The 17,962-nt window shown below is 68.7% G+C and carries 21 protein-coding genes and 3 tRNA genes; 7 read left to right on the forward strand and 17 right to left on the reverse strand.

Features of this window, described 5'->3' with window-relative positions; all coding sequences use genetic code 11:
• Nucleotides 1-146: 146 nt before the first annotated feature.
• Nucleotides 147-1,384, forward strand: a protein-coding gene (locus HW566_RS05150) for an IS3 family transposase (protein ID WP_178010982.1) whose coding sequence is annotated in 2 segments (ribosomal slippage) — nt 147-432 and nt 432-1,384 — 1,239 coding nt in all. Because the reading frame shifts where the segments join, the coding sequence is not laid out codon by codon here.
• Here HW566_RS05150 and HW566_RS05155 read toward each other — a convergent pair.
• The 13 genes from HW566_RS05155 to HW566_RS05215 form a co-directional block, all read right to left on the reverse strand.
• Nucleotides 1,330-1,842, reverse strand: a complete 513-nt coding sequence (locus HW566_RS05155) for a hypothetical protein (protein WP_178010984.1) — start codon at nt 1,840-1,842, stop codon at nt 1,330-1,332. The genes HW566_RS05150 and HW566_RS05155 overlap by 55 nt on opposite strands.
• A 145-nt stretch (nt 1,843-1,987) precedes the next feature.
• Nucleotides 1,988-2,064: transfer RNA gene (locus HW566_RS05160), tRNA-Met, on the reverse strand.
• A 24-nt stretch (nt 2,065-2,088) separates the two neighbouring features.
• Nucleotides 2,089-2,160: transfer RNA gene (locus HW566_RS05165), tRNA-Thr, on the reverse strand.
• A gap of 63 nt (nt 2,161-2,223) precedes the next feature.
• Nucleotides 2,224-3,591, reverse strand: a complete 1,368-nt coding sequence (locus HW566_RS05170) for a peptidoglycan DD-metalloendopeptidase family protein (protein ID WP_256728877.1) — start codon at nt 3,589-3,591, stop codon at nt 2,224-2,226.
• A gap of 135 nt (nt 3,592-3,726) precedes the next feature.
• A complete protein-coding gene (locus HW566_RS05175; RefSeq protein WP_178010985.1) occupies nt 3,727-4,524 on the reverse strand; it encodes an inositol monophosphatase family protein in 798 nt (265 codons plus the stop codon).
• A 10-nt stretch (nt 4,525-4,534) separates the two neighbouring features.
• Complete coding sequence (ccmA, locus tag HW566_RS05180; protein ID WP_178010987.1) at nt 4,535-5,176, reverse strand: heme ABC exporter ATP-binding protein CcmA; 642 nt, start codon at nt 5,174-5,176, stop codon at nt 4,535-4,537.
• Entirely contained in the window at nt 5,160-6,734 is a 1,575-nt protein-coding gene (locus HW566_RS05185) for a hypothetical protein (RefSeq protein WP_178010989.1), read from the reverse strand. Before HW566_RS05185 ends, ccmA begins: the two co-directional genes overlap by 17 nt.
• Nucleotides 6,731-7,588, reverse strand: coding sequence for a hypothetical protein (locus tag HW566_RS05190; RefSeq protein ID WP_178010991.1), 858 nt, complete (start codon nt 7,586-7,588; stop codon nt 6,731-6,733). Before HW566_RS05190 ends, HW566_RS05185 begins: the two co-directional genes overlap by 4 nt.
• Nucleotides 7,585-8,511 (reverse strand): ATP-binding cassette domain-containing protein, encoded by a 927-nt coding sequence (locus tag HW566_RS05195; RefSeq protein WP_178010993.1) that lies wholly within the window; start codon nt 8,509-8,511, stop codon nt 7,585-7,587. The genes HW566_RS05190 and HW566_RS05195 overlap by 4 nt, the downstream gene beginning before the upstream one ends.
• A gap of 16 nt (nt 8,512-8,527) precedes the next feature.
• On the reverse strand, nt 8,528-9,121 hold the full coding sequence (locus HW566_RS05200) for a hypothetical protein (protein ID WP_178010995.1): 594 nt from the start codon (nt 9,119-9,121) through the stop codon (nt 8,528-8,530).
• Entirely contained in the window at nt 9,118-9,627 is a 510-nt protein-coding gene (locus tag HW566_RS05205) for a hypothetical protein (protein WP_178010997.1), read from the reverse strand. Before HW566_RS05205 ends, HW566_RS05200 begins: the two co-directional genes overlap by 4 nt.
• Nucleotides 9,628-9,701: 74 nt before the next feature.
• Nucleotides 9,702-10,010, reverse strand: coding sequence for a hypothetical protein (locus HW566_RS05210; protein ID WP_178010998.1), 309 nt, complete (start codon nt 10,008-10,010; stop codon nt 9,702-9,704).
• 156 nt (nt 10,011-10,166) lie between these two features.
• A complete protein-coding gene (locus HW566_RS05215; protein ID WP_178011000.1) occupies nt 10,167-10,811 on the reverse strand; it encodes a response regulator in 645 nt (214 codons plus the stop codon).
• Between the two features lie 214 nt (nt 10,812-11,025).
• Between HW566_RS05215 and HW566_RS05220 the strand changes: the two genes are divergently transcribed.
• The 3 genes from HW566_RS05220 (at nt 11,026) to HW566_RS05230 (ending at nt 13,191) form a co-directional block, all read left to right on the forward strand.
• Entirely contained in the window at nt 11,026-11,313 is a 288-nt protein-coding gene (locus HW566_RS05220) for a PadR family transcriptional regulator (protein ID WP_256728939.1), read from the forward strand.
• A complete protein-coding gene (locus tag HW566_RS05225) occupies nt 11,310-11,819 on the forward strand; it encodes a hypothetical protein (RefSeq protein ID WP_178011003.1) in 510 nt (169 codons plus the stop codon). The genes HW566_RS05220 and HW566_RS05225 overlap by 4 nt, the downstream gene beginning before the upstream one ends.
• A gap of 217 nt (nt 11,820-12,036) precedes the next feature.
• Nucleotides 12,037-13,191, forward strand: coding sequence for a sensor histidine kinase (locus tag HW566_RS05230; protein WP_178011004.1), 1,155 nt, complete (start codon nt 12,037-12,039; stop codon nt 13,189-13,191).
• A gap of 30 nt (nt 13,192-13,221) precedes the next feature.
• On the opposite strand, the gene HW566_RS05235 is transcribed toward HW566_RS05230, so the two are convergent.
• Nucleotides 13,222-14,109: a hypothetical protein gene (locus tag HW566_RS05235; RefSeq protein WP_178011006.1), complete on the reverse strand. Its 888-nt coding sequence runs from the start codon at nt 14,107-14,109 to the stop codon at nt 13,222-13,224.
• A 117-nt stretch (nt 14,110-14,226) separates the two neighbouring features.
• Between HW566_RS05235 and HW566_RS05240 the strand changes: the two genes are divergently transcribed.
• Nucleotides 14,227-15,501 carry a sensor histidine kinase gene (locus HW566_RS05240; protein ID WP_178011008.1) on the forward strand — a complete coding sequence of 425 codons (1,275 nt, stop codon included), beginning with the start codon at nt 14,227-14,229 and terminating at the stop codon, nt 15,499-15,501.
• Nucleotides 15,502-15,514: 13 nt separating this feature from the next.
• Nucleotides 15,515-16,183 carry a response regulator transcription factor gene (locus HW566_RS05245; RefSeq protein WP_178011010.1) on the forward strand — a complete coding sequence of 223 codons (669 nt, stop codon included), beginning with the start codon at nt 15,515-15,517 and terminating at the stop codon, nt 16,181-16,183.
• A 121-nt stretch (nt 16,184-16,304) separates the two neighbouring features.
• On the opposite strand, the gene HW566_RS05250 is transcribed toward HW566_RS05245, so the two are convergent.
• The 3 genes from HW566_RS05250 to HW566_RS05260 all read right to left on the reverse strand — a co-directional run bounded on the left by HW566_RS05250 (nt 16,305) and on the right by HW566_RS05260 (nt 17,353).
• Nucleotides 16,305-16,389 (reverse strand) — tRNA-Tyr (locus tag HW566_RS05250).
• 94 nt (nt 16,390-16,483) lie between these two features.
• Complete coding sequence (locus tag HW566_RS05255; RefSeq protein WP_178011012.1) at nt 16,484-16,975, reverse strand: FBP domain-containing protein; 492 nt, start codon at nt 16,973-16,975, stop codon at nt 16,484-16,486.
• Between the two features lie 57 nt (nt 16,976-17,032).
• A complete protein-coding gene (locus HW566_RS05260; protein ID WP_256728878.1) occupies nt 17,033-17,353 on the reverse strand; it encodes a hypothetical protein in 321 nt (106 codons plus the stop codon).
• A gap of 238 nt (nt 17,354-17,591) precedes the next feature.
• Between HW566_RS05260 and HW566_RS05265 the strand changes: the two genes are divergently transcribed.
• Nucleotides 17,592-17,927, forward strand: a complete 336-nt coding sequence (locus tag HW566_RS05265) for a hypothetical protein (RefSeq protein ID WP_178011014.1) — start codon at nt 17,592-17,594, stop codon at nt 17,925-17,927.
• The last annotated feature ends 35 nt before the right edge of the window (nt 17,928-17,962 follow it).

Below are 17,962 nucleotides of genomic sequence, written 5' to 3' on the forward strand. Positions count from 1 at the left end.
GCATAGAAAAACTTTCCACACCCCACTGCTTCGACGAACGACCGGCCGCAAACATCCACCAAAACCAGGTTCCGGACGCTGTTTCCGGCAGGCCACAGTGAATCGGCCTGACTTTCGTTCCGTTCTTCAAGTAAGGATGGAACACGATGAACAGGAAGTATTCGCCGGAGATGCGTGAGCGGGCGTTGCGGATGCTCGCGGAGACGCGGCCGTCGCACCCCACGATGATGAGCGCGGTCCGCCATGTGGCCGGGTTGCTGGGGATGAGTCCGGAGACGCTGCGGTTGTGGCAGCGTCGCTACGAGGTCGACGCTGGTGTGAAGCCCGGCGTCACGACCGAAGCGGCCGCGGAGATCAAGCGGCTGCAGAAGGAGGTCTCGGAGTTGCGGAAAGCGAACGAGATCCTTAAGGCTGCGAGCATCTTTTTCGCGAAGGAGCTCGACCACCCCTCGACGAGATGATCCGGTTCATCAGCGAACACCGGGATCGTTTCGGGGTCGAGCTCATCTGCCAGGTCCTACGACCGGCAGTGAGAGGATTCCTCACCTCACGCGGCTTCCGTGCCGCGGTGAATCGGACTCCGTCCGCCAGGCGATTGCAGGATGATCTGCTGGTGCCCGAGGTTGCCCGGCTGCACGCGGAGAACTACGGCGTCTATGGGCGGCGGAAGATGCACGCGCTGCTGAGACGACAGGGGTGGGGTATCGGGCGTGACCAGACCGAACGGCTGATGCGGCTCGCCGGTGTTCGCGGGGTGCGCAAGTCCAAGCGAGTGTTCACGACGAAGTCCGATCCCGCCCTGCGACGACCGACGGATCTCGTCAATCGCCGATTCACCGCCGACGGTCCCCGCCTGCTCTGGGTCTGCGACGTCACGTATGTAGCGACTTGGTCTGGGTTCGCGTACGTCGCGTTCGTCACCGACGTCTACTCTCGGCGCATCGTCGGATGGAACGTCGCAGCCACGCTTCGGGCGGAGATCCTGCCGATGCAGGCGCTCGATATGGCCGCGTGGGACGCCGGTGACGACCTGACAGGGCTGACGCATCACTCGGATCATGGATCGAACTACAGGGCGATGGTCTACACCGACCGGATCGTCGAACTCGGCGCCGTTCCCTCGACCGGAACGGTCGGCGACAGTTTCGATAATGCGATGGCAGAAGCGGTCAACAACCTGTACAAGACCGAGCTCATCCGCCAACGCGGTCCCTGGCGGACCGTTGAGCAGGTCGAGGTGGCGACGCTCGAATGGGTGTGGTGGTGGAACAACCAGCGCCTCCACGGCGAGCTCGACATGCGCACCCCACTCGAGGTCGAGCAGGCATACTACGCTGACCTGGAATCAGCCCAGCCTGCACCTGCCGGACAAGGCTCCCGATAGGAACAAAAGTCAGGCCGATTCAGTACCGCGTCGGGAGCAATCGTCACGCCATCTCGCGGAGTTGCGGTGATGGTGCCAGCGCCGATGGCTCCGAGCGTGTTCACGCCGGTCTCGAGTTGCGTGTCACCGATGGCGTACGAGAACCGGTCGTCCGGAATCGTGATCGTAAAGGCTTGCTCGTCGATGGCGGGCCCGTCCGGGCTGGCCGGTTCGGGCGCCGTCGGGTCGGTCGGGTCGACCGGCGGAGTCACGTCGCCGCACTGGACAGTGACGCAGTCGGCGGCGGTTCGCGCGATAGAGCCTCCGCCGACGGAGCTTGTCACGGTCACGTCATACTCCCCGGTGCTCAACTGCGCGGTGACGGCCGGGTCGATGTAGGTGGGGATGTCACGGTCTGCAGCGAACACGAAGTCCTGCATCGTGTGGCTCCACGAGACGCCGGGCCCGTCGATGGACACAGTGTTCTCAACGCCACGCCATTCCTGGTAGCCGATGATGCTGAACCGGTAGTCCCCGGAAAACGCGCCGGAGAAATCTCCGACGCCTCTGTAGCTGAACCTCTAGACCTTTATCTCAAGGTCATTTGTTCGAGTAAAAATACCTTGGTAGCAGGAGCGGGGCTTGAACCCGCGACCTCACGATTATGAGTCGTGCGCTCTCACCAACTGAGCTACCCTGCCGCAACGCATCCGAAGGATGCTGCGAGCCCCGAGTCAGGATTGAACTGACGACCCCTTCCTTACCATGGAAGTGCTCTGCCACTGAGCTATCGGGGCGTGCCACCCGCGAGCGGGCAACTAGAAGAGGATACCATCTCGGCGGCCTCGCGCCGAACCGGCTCAGCTCTTCGTGTGCTCCTGCAACCACGCCATCGGGTCGATCTGCGTGGTGCCACCGACGAGCACCTCGAGATGCAGATGCGCGCCGGTGGACTTGCCCGTGCTGCCCACCTTGCCGATGACCTGGCCGGCCTCGACGGTGTCGCCGACCTCGACCTGGAGCGAGCCGTACTGCATGTGCCCGTAGCGCGTCGAGACGAGCTCACCGTCGATGACGTGGTCGATGACGACGGTGACGCCGTAGTCCCCTCCGGCCTCGGTGGCGATGCGGACGGTGCCGCCCGCGACGGCGTGGATCTCGGCACCGGCGCCCGGGGTGAGGTCGACGCCGCGGTGCGGACGCGAGAACTGCGACAGGTACGACACCGAGCCGAAGGCCGCCGAGATCGGCACGCCGACCGGGAACGGCCACTGGATCGCAGCGTTGGGGTCGTTGACCCACGTGCCGGCGAAGTTGGTGACGCCGGAGTCGGCTGCGAGCTCAGAGACCGAGGTGACGTCGAAGGTCTCGCTGCGGTCGAAGGTCACCCCGGCCGACGACGACGAGACGTAGGCCTGGATCTCTTCGGGCTCGACGGTCGCGACGGGCTGAGCGGCCTCCGCCCGGATGTCGCGGCCGGTGTCGCCCGACGCGAAGACCGCCGCAGCGGGGCTCGTCAGGCCGATCGAGAGGAGACCGACGGCCGCGACCGCGGTCATCGACACGGATGCCGCGGCGACACGCTTGCCGACGTGGCGGAGGCGACGTGCCCGACGCGGGGCGGCCACCTCGCGCGTCTCCTGCTCGACGATGGCATCGGTGGCGACCTGCACGGGCGTCTGCGCGGTGAACGAGAACAGTCGCGCGGCGAACTCGAACTCGTCGACGTCGTTGCCGTCGCTCGATCCGGTGGCACCGCCGGACTCATCGCCGTGATCGCCCGCGGCGGTCGCGGCAGGACCGAACGACTCGCCGGGGGTCGGCGCCGGGGCGACCGTCTCGTCGCGCGCGCGGCGGCGACGAGACGGCATAACGAACTCGGCGCCGGCGTGGGCGTCGCTGTCGACTACGGTCAGCACGATCTCTTCGTCGGCCGCCACGGGCTGCGCCGATGCATCCCGTTCGGGCGACTCCGACCGAGGAGCCGGATCAGCCGGCTGCGATCGATCATCGCTCGGCTCCTGCGCGACGGACTCGTCGGGCTCTCCGGGCTCATCGGCCGTGGCCACGTCGTGCCCGGGGGCGGCGGCGACCTTCGCGGCCAGCTCGGCCTCGGCCATCATGCGACGCCACTGTGCACGGGTGAGACCGGTCGCCGCGCCGAGGGCGGGTTCCCCGGGGGTCGGGCGCGATGTCGCGGCCTCGGCGGGGGCGGTCTCAGAAGTCAAATCGCAGGCTCTCGAAAACGGCGCGCGCGGAAGCACGGCGGAAACAAGCGGGTGGTGTTCGCCGCTCCGCTCGGGTAACGAAGATAACGAACGGATAAACACTAACCACTCGAGGCTGAGAATGCGATCCACACGTCAGGACTCGTGGAAAACGCGCTCCGCAAGCCGGCTGTGGAGCGCAGCAGACGCCGCGATCGTCATGGTGCGCCCCGGCCGCTCCCCCGGCATCCCGGTCGCCGCTCCCCCCGCCTCGGTCACCAGGAGCGCTCCGGCGGCGTGATCCCACGGCTGGAGGCCGCGCTCGACGTAGCCGTCCAGTCGGCCCGCGGCCACGTACGCCAGATCGAGTGACGCTGCGCCCGCACGGCGGATGTCGCGGGCGATCGGCATGATGCGGCCCAGCCGTGCGAGGTCCCCCGCGTGGGTGGCGGGGTCGTACCCGAAGCCCGTGGCCAGCAGCGCGCCGGCATCCGTCGGCTCCGACACGGTCAGCCGCGTCGCTCCGAGCCACGCGCCGTCGCCGGCGCTCGCGCGGAAGAGCTCGTCGACCACCGGGGTGTACACGACGCCGGCGAGCGCATCCCAGGCCTGCGGGTCGGGCTCACCCTCGACGACGGCGATGCTGACGGCGTAGTGCGGGATGCCGTAGGCGTAGTTGACCGTGCCGTCGATCGGGTCCACGACCCACGTCAACCCGCTCTCGCCCCGCTCCGCTCCGGACTCCTCGCCGAGGAACCCGTCGTCAGGCCGCGCGGCGGCGATGCGGTCGCGGATGAGCAGCTCGACCTCTCGGTCGGCCTCGGTCACGATGTCGGCGAGCGCCGACTTGGTGGCCGCGATCGCCACCCCCTCGCCGCGGCGGCGCCGAGCCAGCTCCCCGGCCTCACGGGCGATCTCGACGGCAAGGTCAGCAAGCTCTCGGGCATCCACCATGCCCTCAACGCTACGGGGTCGTGCCCGAGATCCGAGTCGCCGCCGCGATCCCCAGATCCAGGACTCGCGGTTCGATCGCCTCGAGTGCTTTCTCGTCGTGCGTGGCACACACGACCGCGCCGCCCCGAGCGAGGTGACCGATCATGAGGCCGCGCAGTACGTCGACGCTCGAGGCATCGAGGCCGTTGAAGGGTTCGTCGAGCACCCACAACGGCGGCGCGTGGAGGAGCCCGAGCGCGATGCCGACGCGCTTGCGTTGACCGAGCGACAGCATCGCAGCGGGGAGGTCCGGAGTCCGATCGAGGATGCGACCGCTCAGATCCGCGCCGTTCGACGGGACCTTCGCCGCGGCCCACAGCGATCGGGCGAGCTCGAGATGCTCTCCCGGCGAGAGCTCCTCGAAGAGGTGCGGCGGGTCTGTCACGTAGCCGATGCTCCGCTTGGCCGCAGACGCGGTGGCTCTCGATCCGCGCACGTTCACCGATCCCCGCAGCGGACGTCGCACGCCCGCGATGGTGGACAAGAGGGTCGACTTGCCGACTCCGTTGGGGCCGCGCACGAGAAGCGCCTCCCCGGGCGCAACGTGGAATCGCGCCCGGTGGAGCACGACGCCTCGGCTGTAGCCGATCTCAGCATCAACGACGAGGACCATGGTGTACTCCGATGGCTGTGGGCAGGAGCGCCGTCGTGGCGGCCGTGACCAGAGGTGACCCGACGACCAGAACGACGACGGTGAGGGTTGCGGACGATTGCGTCCAGGGAACGGCGGATGCGACCGACAGCGCGATGGCGATCATGATGCCCACGACATATGTCGCGGCGGCGCGCATCCACCCGCGCTGGCCGAGTTCGCTCGCCTCCTTCCACTCCATCTGCGGATATCTCATCGAGACGGCGCAGGCCAGCGTGGGTGCGACCACCGACACGGCGGCGCACGCGATCGCCGCCGTCCCGATGGCGCGTGGAAGGAGCGGTGTCATCCCGACGAGCACGCCGATGAATGCCGCACCGGCCACCGCCGTCACCACGCTGCCGCTGACCGCTCGTGTGACGGCGAAGGAGCGGATGCCTCCGGGCAAGGTACGCATGAGCACGACCGCGCGGCGGTCGGAGTCGAGCGAGACCCAGGGCGCGAGCGATGAGAACACGACGAAGCCGTACCCTGCGCAGACTCCGCCGACGACCGTCGCGCCCACCGGCTGAGCGGTGAGTTCCCGGATCGGCTCGGCCAGGAGCCACCCGCCGAGCGCCCCGAGCGCGATGATGGCGAGGAACATCGCGAAGAGCGTGAACAGCGTCGGCCGGACGCGCCACTCGAAAGACCGCAGACCGCGGCGGACATCGAGCAGCGCCAACGCCGCCACTCGTCGACCGCTGAAGGAACGGCTCGTCCTCAGCGCGGTTGCCCTTCCCCCTCCGACTCGATCCGCTCGCCCGACGATGTCTGCCCACTCGATCGCCCGCACCTGGCGGAAGGCCACCACCACCACGACCGCAGCGGCAAGAGAGCACAGAGCCAAGCCCGCAGTCGGACCGGCCGGGGCCGCCACCACGACCCCCACCCCCTGACCGCCTGACACGGCTCCGAAGGCCTGGCTGCCCCACATGCCGACCCAGCCGACCGTGACGGCGGCGAACGCGACTGCGACGAGGGCCCAGGTGGTTGCAAGCGCCGCGCTACGCCGCGCGGAGGGCATGCGCAGGAGCGCGAAGACGATGCCGCACGAGGCTGATCCCGGTCCCGCGAGGGCTGCGGCTGCCCAGGTCCAGGCGTCGAGGGAGCGGGCGGCCCCGTCGAGCACCAGGAGCGCTGCGAGCATGCCCGTACTGCTCGCGACGAGGCGGATGAAGCGTCCAAGGACGTGCCGTCCGAGCAGGTAGGCCGGAGGCGAGACCCCGCGATCGGCGAAGACGTGCCAACTGCGATTCTCGATGAGCGCCGGTCGGACCTCTCCCCAGATAGCTCCCGTCCCGACGCCGAGGACGAGTCCGATGAGGATGACGACGCCCGCACCGGTCTGCGCTGAGACGCCGATCAAGCGAAGCACGTGCCCGGCCCACACACCGACGCCGAGCGCGAGACCGACAGTGATGAATGCCACAGCGACGACCGTCCGCTGCGCGAGCAACGGAGTCGGCCAGAGGCGTCGCAGACGACGCGTCGCCAGAGTGGCGGTGACGATCCCCCCGTGGCGCAGATCCGCGATCACCGGCGCGCCTCACTTCTGACCGCTGGCTTGCGCCAGCGCAGCCAGGCGACCGCGGCCGCACCCGCGAACCACACCGTGAGCACCCCGCATGCGCCGAGGAGAGGCAGAACGTCACCCTCACGGGACGCATCGACCACGAAGCCCAGCCGCCCAGCCGGCATCATCGACGCGACCCAGGCGTAGACGTCCTGCCGTGTGGTGGCCGCGAGAGAGCCGAACACCGCGGGGACGACGACGAACACGGCGAGATGCGTGGCGGCAGCGACGATCCCGTTGCGGATCGCGAGCCCCAGACACGCCGCCCACACGACACACAAGCTCGTCGCGAGCGCGACACACAGCCACCCGACGACGTCGCCCGGCGCGATGAGCACCTCACCACCGCTCACGAGCCCGAAGGACGCGGTGACAGCAGCTCCCAGTGCGTAGGTGCCCAACGCCAGCACCCCGGAGCCCATGGTCGCGAGCACCAGCCGCGCGGTGAATGTCCGCCTTCGCGACGGCACCTCGATATCCGTCAACCGCTCGCGTCCCGTGGCACGTTCGTTCGCGGTGAGGTATATGGCGGCGAACCCCCAGAACAGCGCGGCGATGCCGGCGCCGGCAACCGGTGCCCGCGCGACCAGTCGGGCGATCTCTCCCTGGGGCAGATCGGCGTCGATGGAACCGAGGATGCTCGCGAACAGGAGGGCCGCGGCGGTGCCCGTCACGGCACCCAGCACCCCGGCCACCCAGAGCAGCGTCTGGGCGCGCAGCGTGCGGGCCTTCAGCGCCTCCGCCCGGATCACGTCGCCGAGGCGCTGCGTCCGGCGCGCGCGGCCCCTGATCGGGGTCGACTCGATCGATCTCGTCATGACGGCCGTTCCGGGCGCGGAGACTCCCTCAGCACCGGGTCGAAGGGAGCCGCCTCGGCCAGCAGGCGGAGGTAGTCGCTCTCGAGCGAGTCGCGGGACTCCGCGAGCGATTCGACGAAGAACCGATTCCGGAAGACAACATCGGCGACGGCTCGGACGGTCATGCCCCTGACGAGAAGAGCACGTCCTTCGCGAGCGACGTCGGTGGCATGAGAGATGAGAAGAGCCCGCAGCGCTTCGGGGTCGTCGCTCACGACGACAACATGCCGCGAGGGTTCTCCGGCCGAGGCGATATCGGCGGACGAGATCATCCGCCCGCTCGCGAGGACATGTATCCGATCGGCAACCCGCTCCAGTTCCGAGAGGATGTGCGAAGAGATCAGGACGGCGCACCCGCCGTCTGCAGCCTCGCGCAACAGACCGCGCATCCAATGGATGCCGTCGACGTCGAGGCCGTTGAGCGGTTCGTCGAGGATGAGATTGCGCGGACGGCCGATCAGCGCCACGGCCAGGTTCAGCCGCTGCCGCATGCCCAGAGACAGAGCACGGATTCGGCGGCGACGCACGAGCCCCAGCCCCGTCTCATCGAGTACCGCGTCGACGCGACGGCTCGACAGACCCTGCGAGACGGTCGCGATGCGGACCTCGTCGACGACCCGTCGTCCGGGGTGGAACGCCGATGGATCGATAGCGGCACCCAGGGTGCGCAGAGGCGCTCGCGCACGCTCGTAAGGCCGCCCGTCCACGAGCGCGGTTCCCGCGTCGAGGATCTCCAGCCCCAGGACGGCACGGAACAACGTCGACTTGCCCGCGCCGTTGGGACCGATGACGGCGGTGACCTGACCGGGCTCCGCGGAGAGGTCGACCGCGGCGAGCGCGACCGACGAGCCGTATCGTTTGTGCGCGTCGAAAATCTCGATCATGTCGCCTCCAGCCGGCTCATCCGACGCCACCGGTGATGACGGCGGCCTCGATCAGCGCGCCGACCAGCACGAGGACCAAGGCGATAAGCATGAGGACCCCCGCCGGCGCGAGTGCGGATGCGTATCGCCGGACCGCACCCTGCCCGGGGACGCGTCGTCCTGCGACCGCGTTCGCGATGGGAAGGAAACCGGCGATCGCCGCCATCACGAGACCCAGCATCTCGATTCCGACGTACGCGGCGACCGAGCCGATCAGCGCCTGACTGCCGACGGTGTTCGTCGCCGTCGTCACGGTGGCTCCGAGATAGAGGCCGAGCAGCAGGCCCGATCCGGTGGTGAAGATGCCGGCAGTCACCGCGCCGGCAGCCAACGAGGCCGCAACGGGTGCATTCAACGCCACGATGGCCAGGAACACCTCGCCGAATCCGTTCGCCCCGGACAGTCCGGCACGCTCGCCCGGTTCGCCGGGCGCCGTGGCTCCGACGACGGCGAGCGCTCCGCCGACTGCGCCGCCGCCGACGATCGTCACGACGAGCACCGTGACCAGCACAGCGACTCGGACACGAGGCGAGAGGGTCCGCGGAACGCGGGAGGAGAGAGTCGCGGTCATCCGACCATGACGGGCTCGGTCGCACCACGACGCGCCGCGGTGCGGGCGTTGAGGTACCCGCTCGAAGCCGGCAACCAGACGAGCACGACCGCCGTCAGCACGACGACGAGGCTGACGACCGCGATGACCGACGGCGCCGCCAAGGTCGCGATCAGCTGCAGGCTGGTCAAGATGGTCAGGACGACGCGAATGTACCGGCGACCGGCCCGGAGCGAGAACGCGATCCACAGCACGATCACTACGGAGAAGACCGCCAGGAACGCCTGGATGGCCACGGCGGTCGTCTGAGAGACCGCGACGAGCGTGTCCGTGCCGATCTCGCCGACCTGCGCCCCCGGTGTCGCCTCCAGGCTCGTTCGCAGCGCCGCCTCCCCCTCGGGCGAGAACACGGCGAGGGCCGCAGTCGCGCTCGAGACGACAGTGAGGGCGGCCGAGGCGAGGAGCAGCCAGAAGGCCATCACGAGCGTCGAGGGACGAACGGGGGCTGCATACGGCGTGATCGACATGTTTCCGCTTTCAGTCGAGAGAACGTGGGTGAGGGGGCCGACGCGCTCAGCCCGCCGGCCCCGATGAGAGTCGCTCAGGCGACGGCGGGCTCGACGGCCCAGTTGAAGACGAGCCACACGATGGTCGCGGTCAGCGCGGAGGCGACACCGGCACCGGCAACGGCCGCGATGACGGTAAACGCGTTCTTGCCCGCCTTGATGGCAGCGACGAGCTGCGTCGCGGCCGCCGCGCTGATTCCGAGCGAACCGGCGATCCACATCGGGCTGAATCCCGTCACGATCAGACCGGTGATCGCAACGGCGAGAGCCACACCGATGGCGGCCAGCTTCACGACCGAGGTTGACTGCTGCTCGCGGGCGACGCCCGCCGTGATTGCACTCATGTAGCGCTTCTCCTTCACTGGCATCCTCCGAGCCCACCCGGTGCGGGATCGGTCAATGGATGTGACAGCGAAGCTAGTTGCGACGTGGCTGGCAGCACGTCGGACTCGAGGCGATACTTTCCTGGCCTTTCGGCCACACTTGGCCGGAGGGTCGCTTCATCGGAAGCTGACAAGCCCGAATCGCGCGGCCGTGATGAGCACCTGAACTCGATCGCGCGCATTCCACTTGAGCATGATGTTGCTCAGGTGCGCCTTGACCGTGCCTTCGGATACGTGCATCGAGCGGGCGATCTCACCATTCGACTGGCCCGCTGCCAGATACTGAACGGTCTCGGCCTCGCGCGCCGACAGCTTCTCGGACTCGGTGGGCAGCCGCAACGCGCCGCTCTCCGCCGTCTGAAGGGCACGGATCAGCTGTCCGGTCACCGCAGGTGACAGCGCTCCGGTACCGCGATACACGGCCCGGATCGCATCCGTGATCTCGTCCGGAGACGAATCCTTCACCAGATAGCCCGCGGCCCCCGCCCGAAGCACCGGAATCACCGCTTCAGCCGTCGCCATCGTCGTGATGCCGATCACCTTCGTGTCGGGCTTCACCGCCAGGATCGCAATGGTCGCTTCCAACCCTCCGACATGGGGCATGCGCAGATCGACGAGGGCCACATCGGCCGCTGATCGGACCACCACGTCGGCCGCCACGTCACCGTCTTCCGCTTCGCCGACGACGTGCATGCCCTCTGCCGCGGCGATGTAAGCGCCCAACGCTCGCCGGACCAGCGAATCGTCATCGACGATGACCACTCGGATCTCCCCCACATCGGGAGGCTATCGCAACGGCTCGGGCGGACCGAGGCAACAGGACGAAAGTCGAGGCTCCTCTGGACAGAAGTAGATGGTCCGTCGGACTAGCTCGTGTTGCTATCTACTCATGAACGCAATCGACGACCCGAACGCGTCACGTCGCAGTGGATCCTGGAACGGCGAATGGATGCGGGGCCTTCTCCCCCTCCTGGTGATGCGATCACTCCATGAAGGCGCGTCGTACGGCTACGCCATCAGCGCGAGTCTTGCGCGATGCGGGTTCGGCGGGGTCAAAGGCGGCACGTTGTACCCCCTGCTCACACGTCACGAGTCTGCAGGGCTGGTCACGACGGAATGGCGACCCGGTGAGGGTGGCCCCGGCCGCAAGTACTTCGCATTGACTCCTCACGGCCACGCGGAACTCGACCGGCTATCCGGGGATTGGCGGAGCTTCGCGACGACCGTCGACACATTCATCACTCTCGAAGGGACCGCTCGATGAACACGAATGAACGCTGGATCGCACTCTTCAGCACCGAGCTCGAGCGTCGCGACGTGTCGGATGAACGTATCCGCGACGAGGTCGACACCGTGAGAGTCCATCTCCGCGACGGAGACGACGACGCGCAGGATGCCTTCGGAGACCCGGTGGCATACGCGGCGACGCTCGCGAGCCCGCGTTCTGACGATGTGCCGTCCAGGTCGATCATCCTCGCTCTCTTCGCGGCGATCGCGATGTTCATCGTCTTCGTGATCGCATCGGTGCGCTGGGTCGACGGCGACGCCTCGGCGTCGCCGTGGTCGATCGTCGGAGGCGTCGGCCTCATGATCGCCGTGGTGACCTTGTCTGTCTCGCTCACACGGCGGGCTGTCGCCGCGGCGCTGCGAGATGTCCTCGACCAGCGCAGTGACGCGCAATGGTCACGGGCATCCACGCTGCTCCTGCTCGTGCCGTGGACCTTCATCGGCTTCGCCGGCCTCGTCCTGGCGCTTGCCGCACTGCGCTGACCCCATACCCATCCCACAGCGAAGAGAGAACAACGCATGCGCATCTTCGGCATCCTGCCCACCGCAAGTCTCTGGACCACGCTCTGCGAAGTGCTCGGACTGTGTAAGTGACGTCCGCGCTCCGCGCCTCCCGCCGTCGCGGTCGAGACGACGGCAGATCACACGGGTCCGACCGACACTCGTGAGACCGGTCGACGAGTCGACCATGATGGAACGCATGGCAGAACGCGTACTCCTGCCGGCGCGGCACGCGCGTGGCGCTCATCCGTCAGCACCGCCCCTGACGGGGATCGAGCGCTGGGCGGTTCTCGCCATCGTGGTCGTCGCTGTCATCACCAGCACCGTGCTCGCGATCACGAGGGGCGGCGAGAACGCATGGCAAGCCGCGTTCGAAGTCGTCGTCACCGCACTGTTCGCGGGGTTTCTCGTCAGCCCAGCAGTCACGATCATCGCCTTCGCCACGTCGATGGGGCTGTCTCTGCTCATCGGTTCCTCGACCGAGATGCTCCTCGCGCTCGCCGTCGCGACCGGCCTCGCCGCGCGTACGGCCGGAACCCGGCTGCTCGCCGCGTACGTCGGGCTCCTCCTCGTCTCGGTCGCCGCGGCGGTCTTCTCGGCGGCATCCGACCAGTTGTCGATCATCGTGATCTGTCTGCTGCTTGCGACGGTCTCCGGTGCGACCGGGCTCTTGCTGCGGTTCGCCCGGAACCGCGAGCAGCGCCTTCGCGAGCAGCTCACCCGGCAGACGATCATCGAGCAGGAGGTGCGTCAGTCCGAACGGCTGCTGATCGCCGACGAGCTCCACGACGTCGTGTCGAGGGATCTGACGATCATCGTGATGCAGGCCGAGCTCATGTCGCTCGACGCTGAGCCCGGATCGGTGCACGAATCGCAGGCCACCATTCGCGACGCAGCGCGACGGGCGCTGCGCGACCTCCATCGACTCGTCGCACGAGTACAAGACGAACGTGCCGACACATCGGCGACGGAACCGCTTCGTACCGCGTTGCGCAGTGCGGCGCAGGACCTCGAGCGAGCTGGGTTCCCCCTCTCGGCGTCCGTGTCCGATCGCGCCTTCGAGCTTCCCCAGATCATCGATACCACCGTGGCCCGCATGGTCCGTGAGAGCGTCACGAACATCCTGAAGCACGCGGGCCCGGGGCCGGTCTCCATCTCCGTGGACATCGTCGACGGAACGGTCCGGCTGAGCGTTCGCAGTCGCCTCGGTCGGCGCCGTCCCCTCACCCCGCTGCCGTCCAGCGCCTACGGGAGTATCCGGATGCGGGAGAGAGCGATCCTGCTCGGCGGCGGGTTCGACTCCCAGCGCGAGGGGCGCGAGTGGGTGGTGACGGCCGGCCTGCCGATCGCCTGAGGCGAGGCCGCGCCCACCCACTCGGGCCGCTCAGCGGGGAGCGACCGGCTGGTCGGGAAGCGGGGGCGGCGGCGGGTAGTCGCCGTAGCCGGGCTGAGCCGGGGCGGATGCCGGTGCCGGCGATGCGGTCTGCGGGGCGGCGCCGTAACCGGCACCCGGCGCCTGCTGCGGCAGGTACCCCTGCGGATAGGTCGGACGACCCGTGTAGTAGGCCTGCCAGTCGGGCGACCCATCGCCGAGAACGGGCAGCGGCGTGCGACCGTCGGCATAGGTCGGCCACGTCGACGCGGCGGGCTTGGGCGGACGCGGCAGCAGCAGCGCGTTCACGAGCGGGACGAGGGCGGTGCCGACCGCGGCGAGGATCGTCAGCGCGACGACGACTCGCCAGTAGATCGGCAGGAACGAGAACCACTCCCCGCCGACGAGCGGCACGATGAGCATGACGGCGACGATTCCGATGAACGCGATGGTCACATAGGTGACGATCGAGAGGAACGTCGTGGGGTTGCGCACGTAGGCCTTCGAGAACAGGCGCAGGTGCAGCAGCGCGAGCTGCAGGATCAGCACGATCAGCAGGAACTTCATGAACCGCTCGTAACCCCAGCCGAACGTCTCGACGGGTGCGGGCAGCCAGATCATCACCGCACCGACGAGCAGTGCGACCACCCACGTCACCATGCTCGTGAGCGAGAACCACGCGGGGCGACGGCCGGCGAGGTGCGATTCGAGGATCGCGACCCCCGCGAACGCGGCCAGCAGCAGCACCGTCAGGAACGCGCGTGCGACGATGCCCGTGCCCGATCCGATGAGCACCCACACCACGCAGACGATCGCGGCGGCGATGAGGGCTCCGATCGCCACCCAGATCGCGGCACGCAGCAGCTTGTTCGATTCCGGTGACGTGATGGGCTGACTCATCGGCAGTGATCCTTCCGCGGTGGGTGCACCTCATCCTGGCACGCCGGGTTGTCGCGCGTCCGGCCTTGCTCCCGCCCGAGACGACGCGCGCCGGCCGCGTCCTGAGAGGATGCTGACGTGATTCCCCCTCGAGAACCCGGTGTCGGGTTCGATTCCGTGGCCATCAAGACCTTCTTCCGCACCCGCCGCGCGTCGATCGTCTTCGTCGTCATCGTCGCCGCGATGAGCACGCTGCAGGTGCTCTCATCGCCCATCACGGCGATGCTCGCGGGACCGGTCGACTGGCCCTTCGCGTTCTCGGTGCCGGTGATCTTCCTGATCCTGACCGTCGCGTGCACCGTGCAGGCCGCCGCCCTGCTGCTGAGCGATCGCCTGCCGCGAACCGCCGTCTTCGCCACCGTCGTGGTCTATCTCGCGATGCTCATGGGGCTCGACATCCCCAACTGGCTCACCGGCACCTATCTGGTCGTCGCCCTGGGGCAGTTCCTGCTGGCATCGCGCCTGCCGGTGGCCTCCGCCGTGGGCTGCCTCCTGGGACTGATCCTGCTCGAGATGGGCGGCCTCTTCGTCTGGGGCGTTTTCTACACCGGGGACGCGGGTTTGGCCCTGTCGTTCATGGCGAACCAATTCCTCGGGTTCACCGCGCCCGTGCTCGGCGCGACCGCCCTCGGCATCTGGTGGAACGTCCAGGTGCGCCGCGTCGAGTTCGCTCGCGAGCAGGCCCTGCTCGCACGACGCGACCACGATGCGCGGGTGGCCGAAGCCCGCGAGCGGGAGCGTGCGCGCATCGCGCAGGAGCTTCACGACGTCGCCGGCCAGCACCTCGCCGGCCTCGTGACCCTGGCGGATGCGGCGATCTCGCTCGCGCCGGCGCGTCCGGACGAAGCAATCCGGCTGGTGGGAGAAGTGCGCAACGAGGGCCGGTTCGCCGCCGCGAGCCTCGCCGGGGCGCTCACCGACCTGCACGCCGACTCCGCGGAGCCGGCCGAGACCACGCGCGACCTGCGGCGCAGCAACGAACTGGTCGAGTACTGGACGCAGCGGGGCATGCACATCGCGTTCACGCGGTCGGGCGCCGTCGCGGATCTGCCTGCCGTGGTCACGACGACGGCGTACCGCGGCCTCCAAGAGGCACTCACCAACGCCGCGAAGCACGCCCCGGGCGCTCCCGTCGAGGCGAGTGTGACCGTGACCGCGGACCGGCTCGACGTGCGGGTCTGCAACAGCGCACGACACGAGGAATCGGCGCCGCTCCCCGGCCTCGACCTGGGTTGGGGGCTCCGCGGAATGCGTGAACGCGTCGAGCTGCTTCGCGGCACACTGTTCGCGGGGCCGACCGCCACCGGCGGGTGGGAAGTGCGGATCGCGATTCCGATCGACCCCCTTCCGTGACAAGGAGAACGGCATGAATCGTCCGACAGAGCGCATCCGCGTGCTCATCGCCGACGACAATCGCACGGTCCGGCGCGGCCTCCGACTCCAGCTCGAAGGGGCTCCCGGCATCCACGTCGTGGGCGAGGTGTCCAACGGCATCGACGCAGTGCATGTCGCGCGCGCCGAACGCGTGCAGGTCGTTCTCATGGACATCCAGATGCCGCAGATGTCGGGGTTGGCCGCGACCCGCCTGCTCGCGCGTCCCGACGACGACTCCACCCCCGTCGCCGTCATCGTCATGACGAGCTTCGCCGTCGACGGCTATGTCAGCGAGGCCCTCGATTCCGGGGCCGTGGGGTACCTCCTCAAGAGCCACGACTCCGACCAGCTCGTCGGCGCGATCTACGCCGCGTCCCGCGGGGAGGCGCTCGTGTCGTCGCGCGTGACGGCGCCGCTGATCCGGGAGTTCGTCCGGCGAGGCTCAGCCACCGAGGACGTGGAGGCCGGCACCGTGCTCACGGCGGCCGAGCGTCGGGTCATCTCCGCTCTTTCGCGCGGGGTCACCAGCAACGAGGCGATCGCCGAATCGCTGCAGGTGTCGGTGCACACCGTGCGGTCGCAGCTGCACTCGGCGCTTCGGAAGCTCGGCCTCGCCGACCGCACACAGCTCGCCCTGTGGGGAGCCCGCAACCGCGTGTGAACTGGCCCGCTTCATCCATCCGGATGAAAACCGACGACGGATGCCGGCACCCGTCGGCCGTGGGCGCGGACCGACGCCCGAAACGACGAAGGCCCCCGAATGTCGGGGGCCTGTCTCGTGATGGTGGCGAGTGAGGGATTCGAACCCCCGAATGCAATGCAGTCTGATTTACAGTCAGATCCCTTTGGCCGCTTGGGTAACTCGCCAGTGCGCACCCGCCCGGCTTATGCAGTCGACCAGAGGCGCGAGAACCCATATTACCCCCGGTGAAGGAGTGCTCCGAACCACGGATGCGGGTCGTCAGGCCTCCGCGCTGACGACACGTCCGACGAAGGCCTCGGCCCGGTGGCGGGTGCCGTCGATGCGTCGATCCACGCTCGCGCGCAGCTCGCTGGGGGCCAGCGGCGCTGCGAGCCGGACGTTCTCGTGACACCCCAGGTCTGCGCAGAGGTAGGTGCCTACCGCGTCGCCGCGGTCACCGGCATCCCCCGCTTTGCGCGCCGTGAAGAGCGCGACCTGGTCACCCGGCTGCATCGTGTGGCAGATGTTGCACATCGCGGCGCGGGCGGCACTGCGACCGTCGGCGCGACGGAGCACCACACCGGTCGGCTCGCCGTCGAGCTCGGCCAGCACGTACGCGCGACCGCGGGTGCGCGGGTCAGGCCATGCGAGGAAGTCGAGGTGATCCCACTCGACGATCGGGAAGTCGTGAGGGAGCGCGAGCTGGCGCACCTCATCGGGAACGGCGTTGACGAATGCTGTGCGCACCTGGTCCTCGGTCAGTGCCTGCATGGATTCCAGTCTACGAAGCGCGCCGGCGGGCGGCTCCGAAGCTGTGCCAGGCCGGCGTCAGACGAACCAGCCGTTGAGGAGCGCGGTCGCCACCAGCAGCTGCCCGGCGCCGAGCACCAGCCCCACGGCCGGCCACGCGAATCCGCCGCGGTCGATCCGCGCGAACACCAGGCCGACCACCCCGAGGATGCCGCCGATCGCTCCGCCGATCAGGGCGGCGGGCAGGACGACCAACAGGAGCCACGCGTAGTTCTCGTCCACGGTGATGGCGAGCAGCATCACGATGCCGACGCCGAGGATGCCGAGCGATGAGACGACGGTCGCCGCGATCCCCCACGCCAGCGCTCGTCGGCGCCGTGGCGGAGGGATGCGAGTCATGGCGTGAGCCTACTGTCTGCCTCCCGCCCTCGGTCGGTCGCCGCCCTTTCGTTCACCGCCGCCCTGGGAGAAGCTGGAGAGCATGCGGCGCACGACGACAGATCCGACCCTTCCACCTGCCCCGACACGATCCGGCGGTCTCGGTCATCCCGCGGTCCTGCGGGCGGCGGCGGCCGCGGTGTCGATCTGCGCGGCATCGGTTCTGGCGGGCTGTGCCGCGACAGACTCACCGTACGCGGTGCTGGAACGGGACCCGGGGCCGTCGGACGAGCTTCCCGCCGAGCTGCCCGACTATGCCACGGAACAGATCCGCCTCGGCTCGCAACGGTTCGTCGGCGAGCACGAGGGCACCTCGCTGTGGCTCGCTCGCGGCGCCGGCGAGGAGGCGCCCGGCCTCGAGGTCTGCCTCCTCGCCTATCCAGACGAGACGAACTGGGCGTTCGGCTGCGGCGGTGCCGACCAGCTCGAGCTCCGCAGCGTCGCGGGCTCGTTCACCGTCGTCCCCGACGGCCAGACGCCGCCGGCCGGTCTGACCGCGATCACCCCGAACGTCTACGCGCCGGCCGCGCGATAGCCGGCCCACGGACGACTCCGTCGCGCAGACCCTGC

This window comes from Microbacterium oleivorans (assembly GCF_013389665.1).
Lineage (GTDB): Bacteria > Actinomycetota > Actinomycetes > Actinomycetales > Microbacteriaceae > Microbacterium > Microbacterium oleivorans_C.

What these genes read in the sequence shown, in the direction of transcription:
- HW566_RS05175 (WP_178010985.1), bottom strand. Translation starts at nt 4,524, where the DNA reads ATGGTGGATGCCCGAGAGCTTGCTGACCTTGCCGTCGAGATCGCCCGT.
- ccmA (WP_178010987.1), bottom strand. Translation starts at nt 5,176, where the DNA reads ATGGTCCTCGTCGTTGATGCTGAGATCGGCTACAGCCGAGGCGTCGTG.
- HW566_RS05190 (WP_178010991.1), bottom strand. Translation starts at nt 7,588, where the DNA reads ATGACGAGATCGATCGAGTCGACCCCGATCAGGGGCCGCGCGCGCCGG.
- HW566_RS05195 (WP_178010993.1), bottom strand. Translation starts at nt 8,511, where the DNA reads ATGATCGAGATTTTCGACGCGCACAAACGATACGGCTCGTCGGTCGCG.
- HW566_RS05200 (WP_178010995.1), bottom strand. Translation starts at nt 9,121, where the DNA reads ATGACCGCGACTCTCTCCTCCCGCGTTCCGCGGACCCTCTCGCCTCGT.
- HW566_RS05205 (WP_178010997.1), bottom strand. Translation starts at nt 9,627, where the DNA reads ATGTCGATCACGCCGTATGCAGCCCCCGTTCGTCCCTCGACGCTCGTG.
- HW566_RS05210 (WP_178010998.1), bottom strand. Translation starts at nt 10,010, where the DNA reads ATGAGTGCAATCACGGCGGGCGTCGCCCGCGAGCAGCAGTCAACCTCG.
- HW566_RS05220 (WP_256728939.1), top strand. Translation starts at nt 11,026, where the DNA reads ATGCGATCACTCCATGAAGGCGCGTCGTACGGCTACGCCATCAGCGCG.
- HW566_RS05225 (WP_178011003.1), top strand. Translation starts at nt 11,310, where the DNA reads ATGAACACGAATGAACGCTGGATCGCACTCTTCAGCACCGAGCTCGAG.
- HW566_RS05230 (WP_178011004.1), top strand. Translation starts at nt 12,037, where the DNA reads ATGGCAGAACGCGTACTCCTGCCGGCGCGGCACGCGCGTGGCGCTCAT.
- HW566_RS05235 (WP_178011006.1), bottom strand. Translation starts at nt 14,109, where the DNA reads ATGAGTCAGCCCATCACGTCACCGGAATCGAACAAGCTGCTGCGTGCC.
- HW566_RS05245 (WP_178011010.1), top strand. Translation starts at nt 15,515, where the DNA reads ATGAATCGTCCGACAGAGCGCATCCGCGTGCTCATCGCCGACGACAAT.
- HW566_RS05255 (WP_178011012.1), bottom strand. Translation starts at nt 16,975, where the DNA reads ATGCAGGCACTGACCGAGGACCAGGTGCGCACAGCATTCGTCAACGCC.
- HW566_RS05260 (WP_256728878.1), bottom strand. Translation starts at nt 17,353, where the DNA reads ATGACTCGCATCCCTCCGCCACGGCGCCGACGAGCGCTGGCGTGGGGG.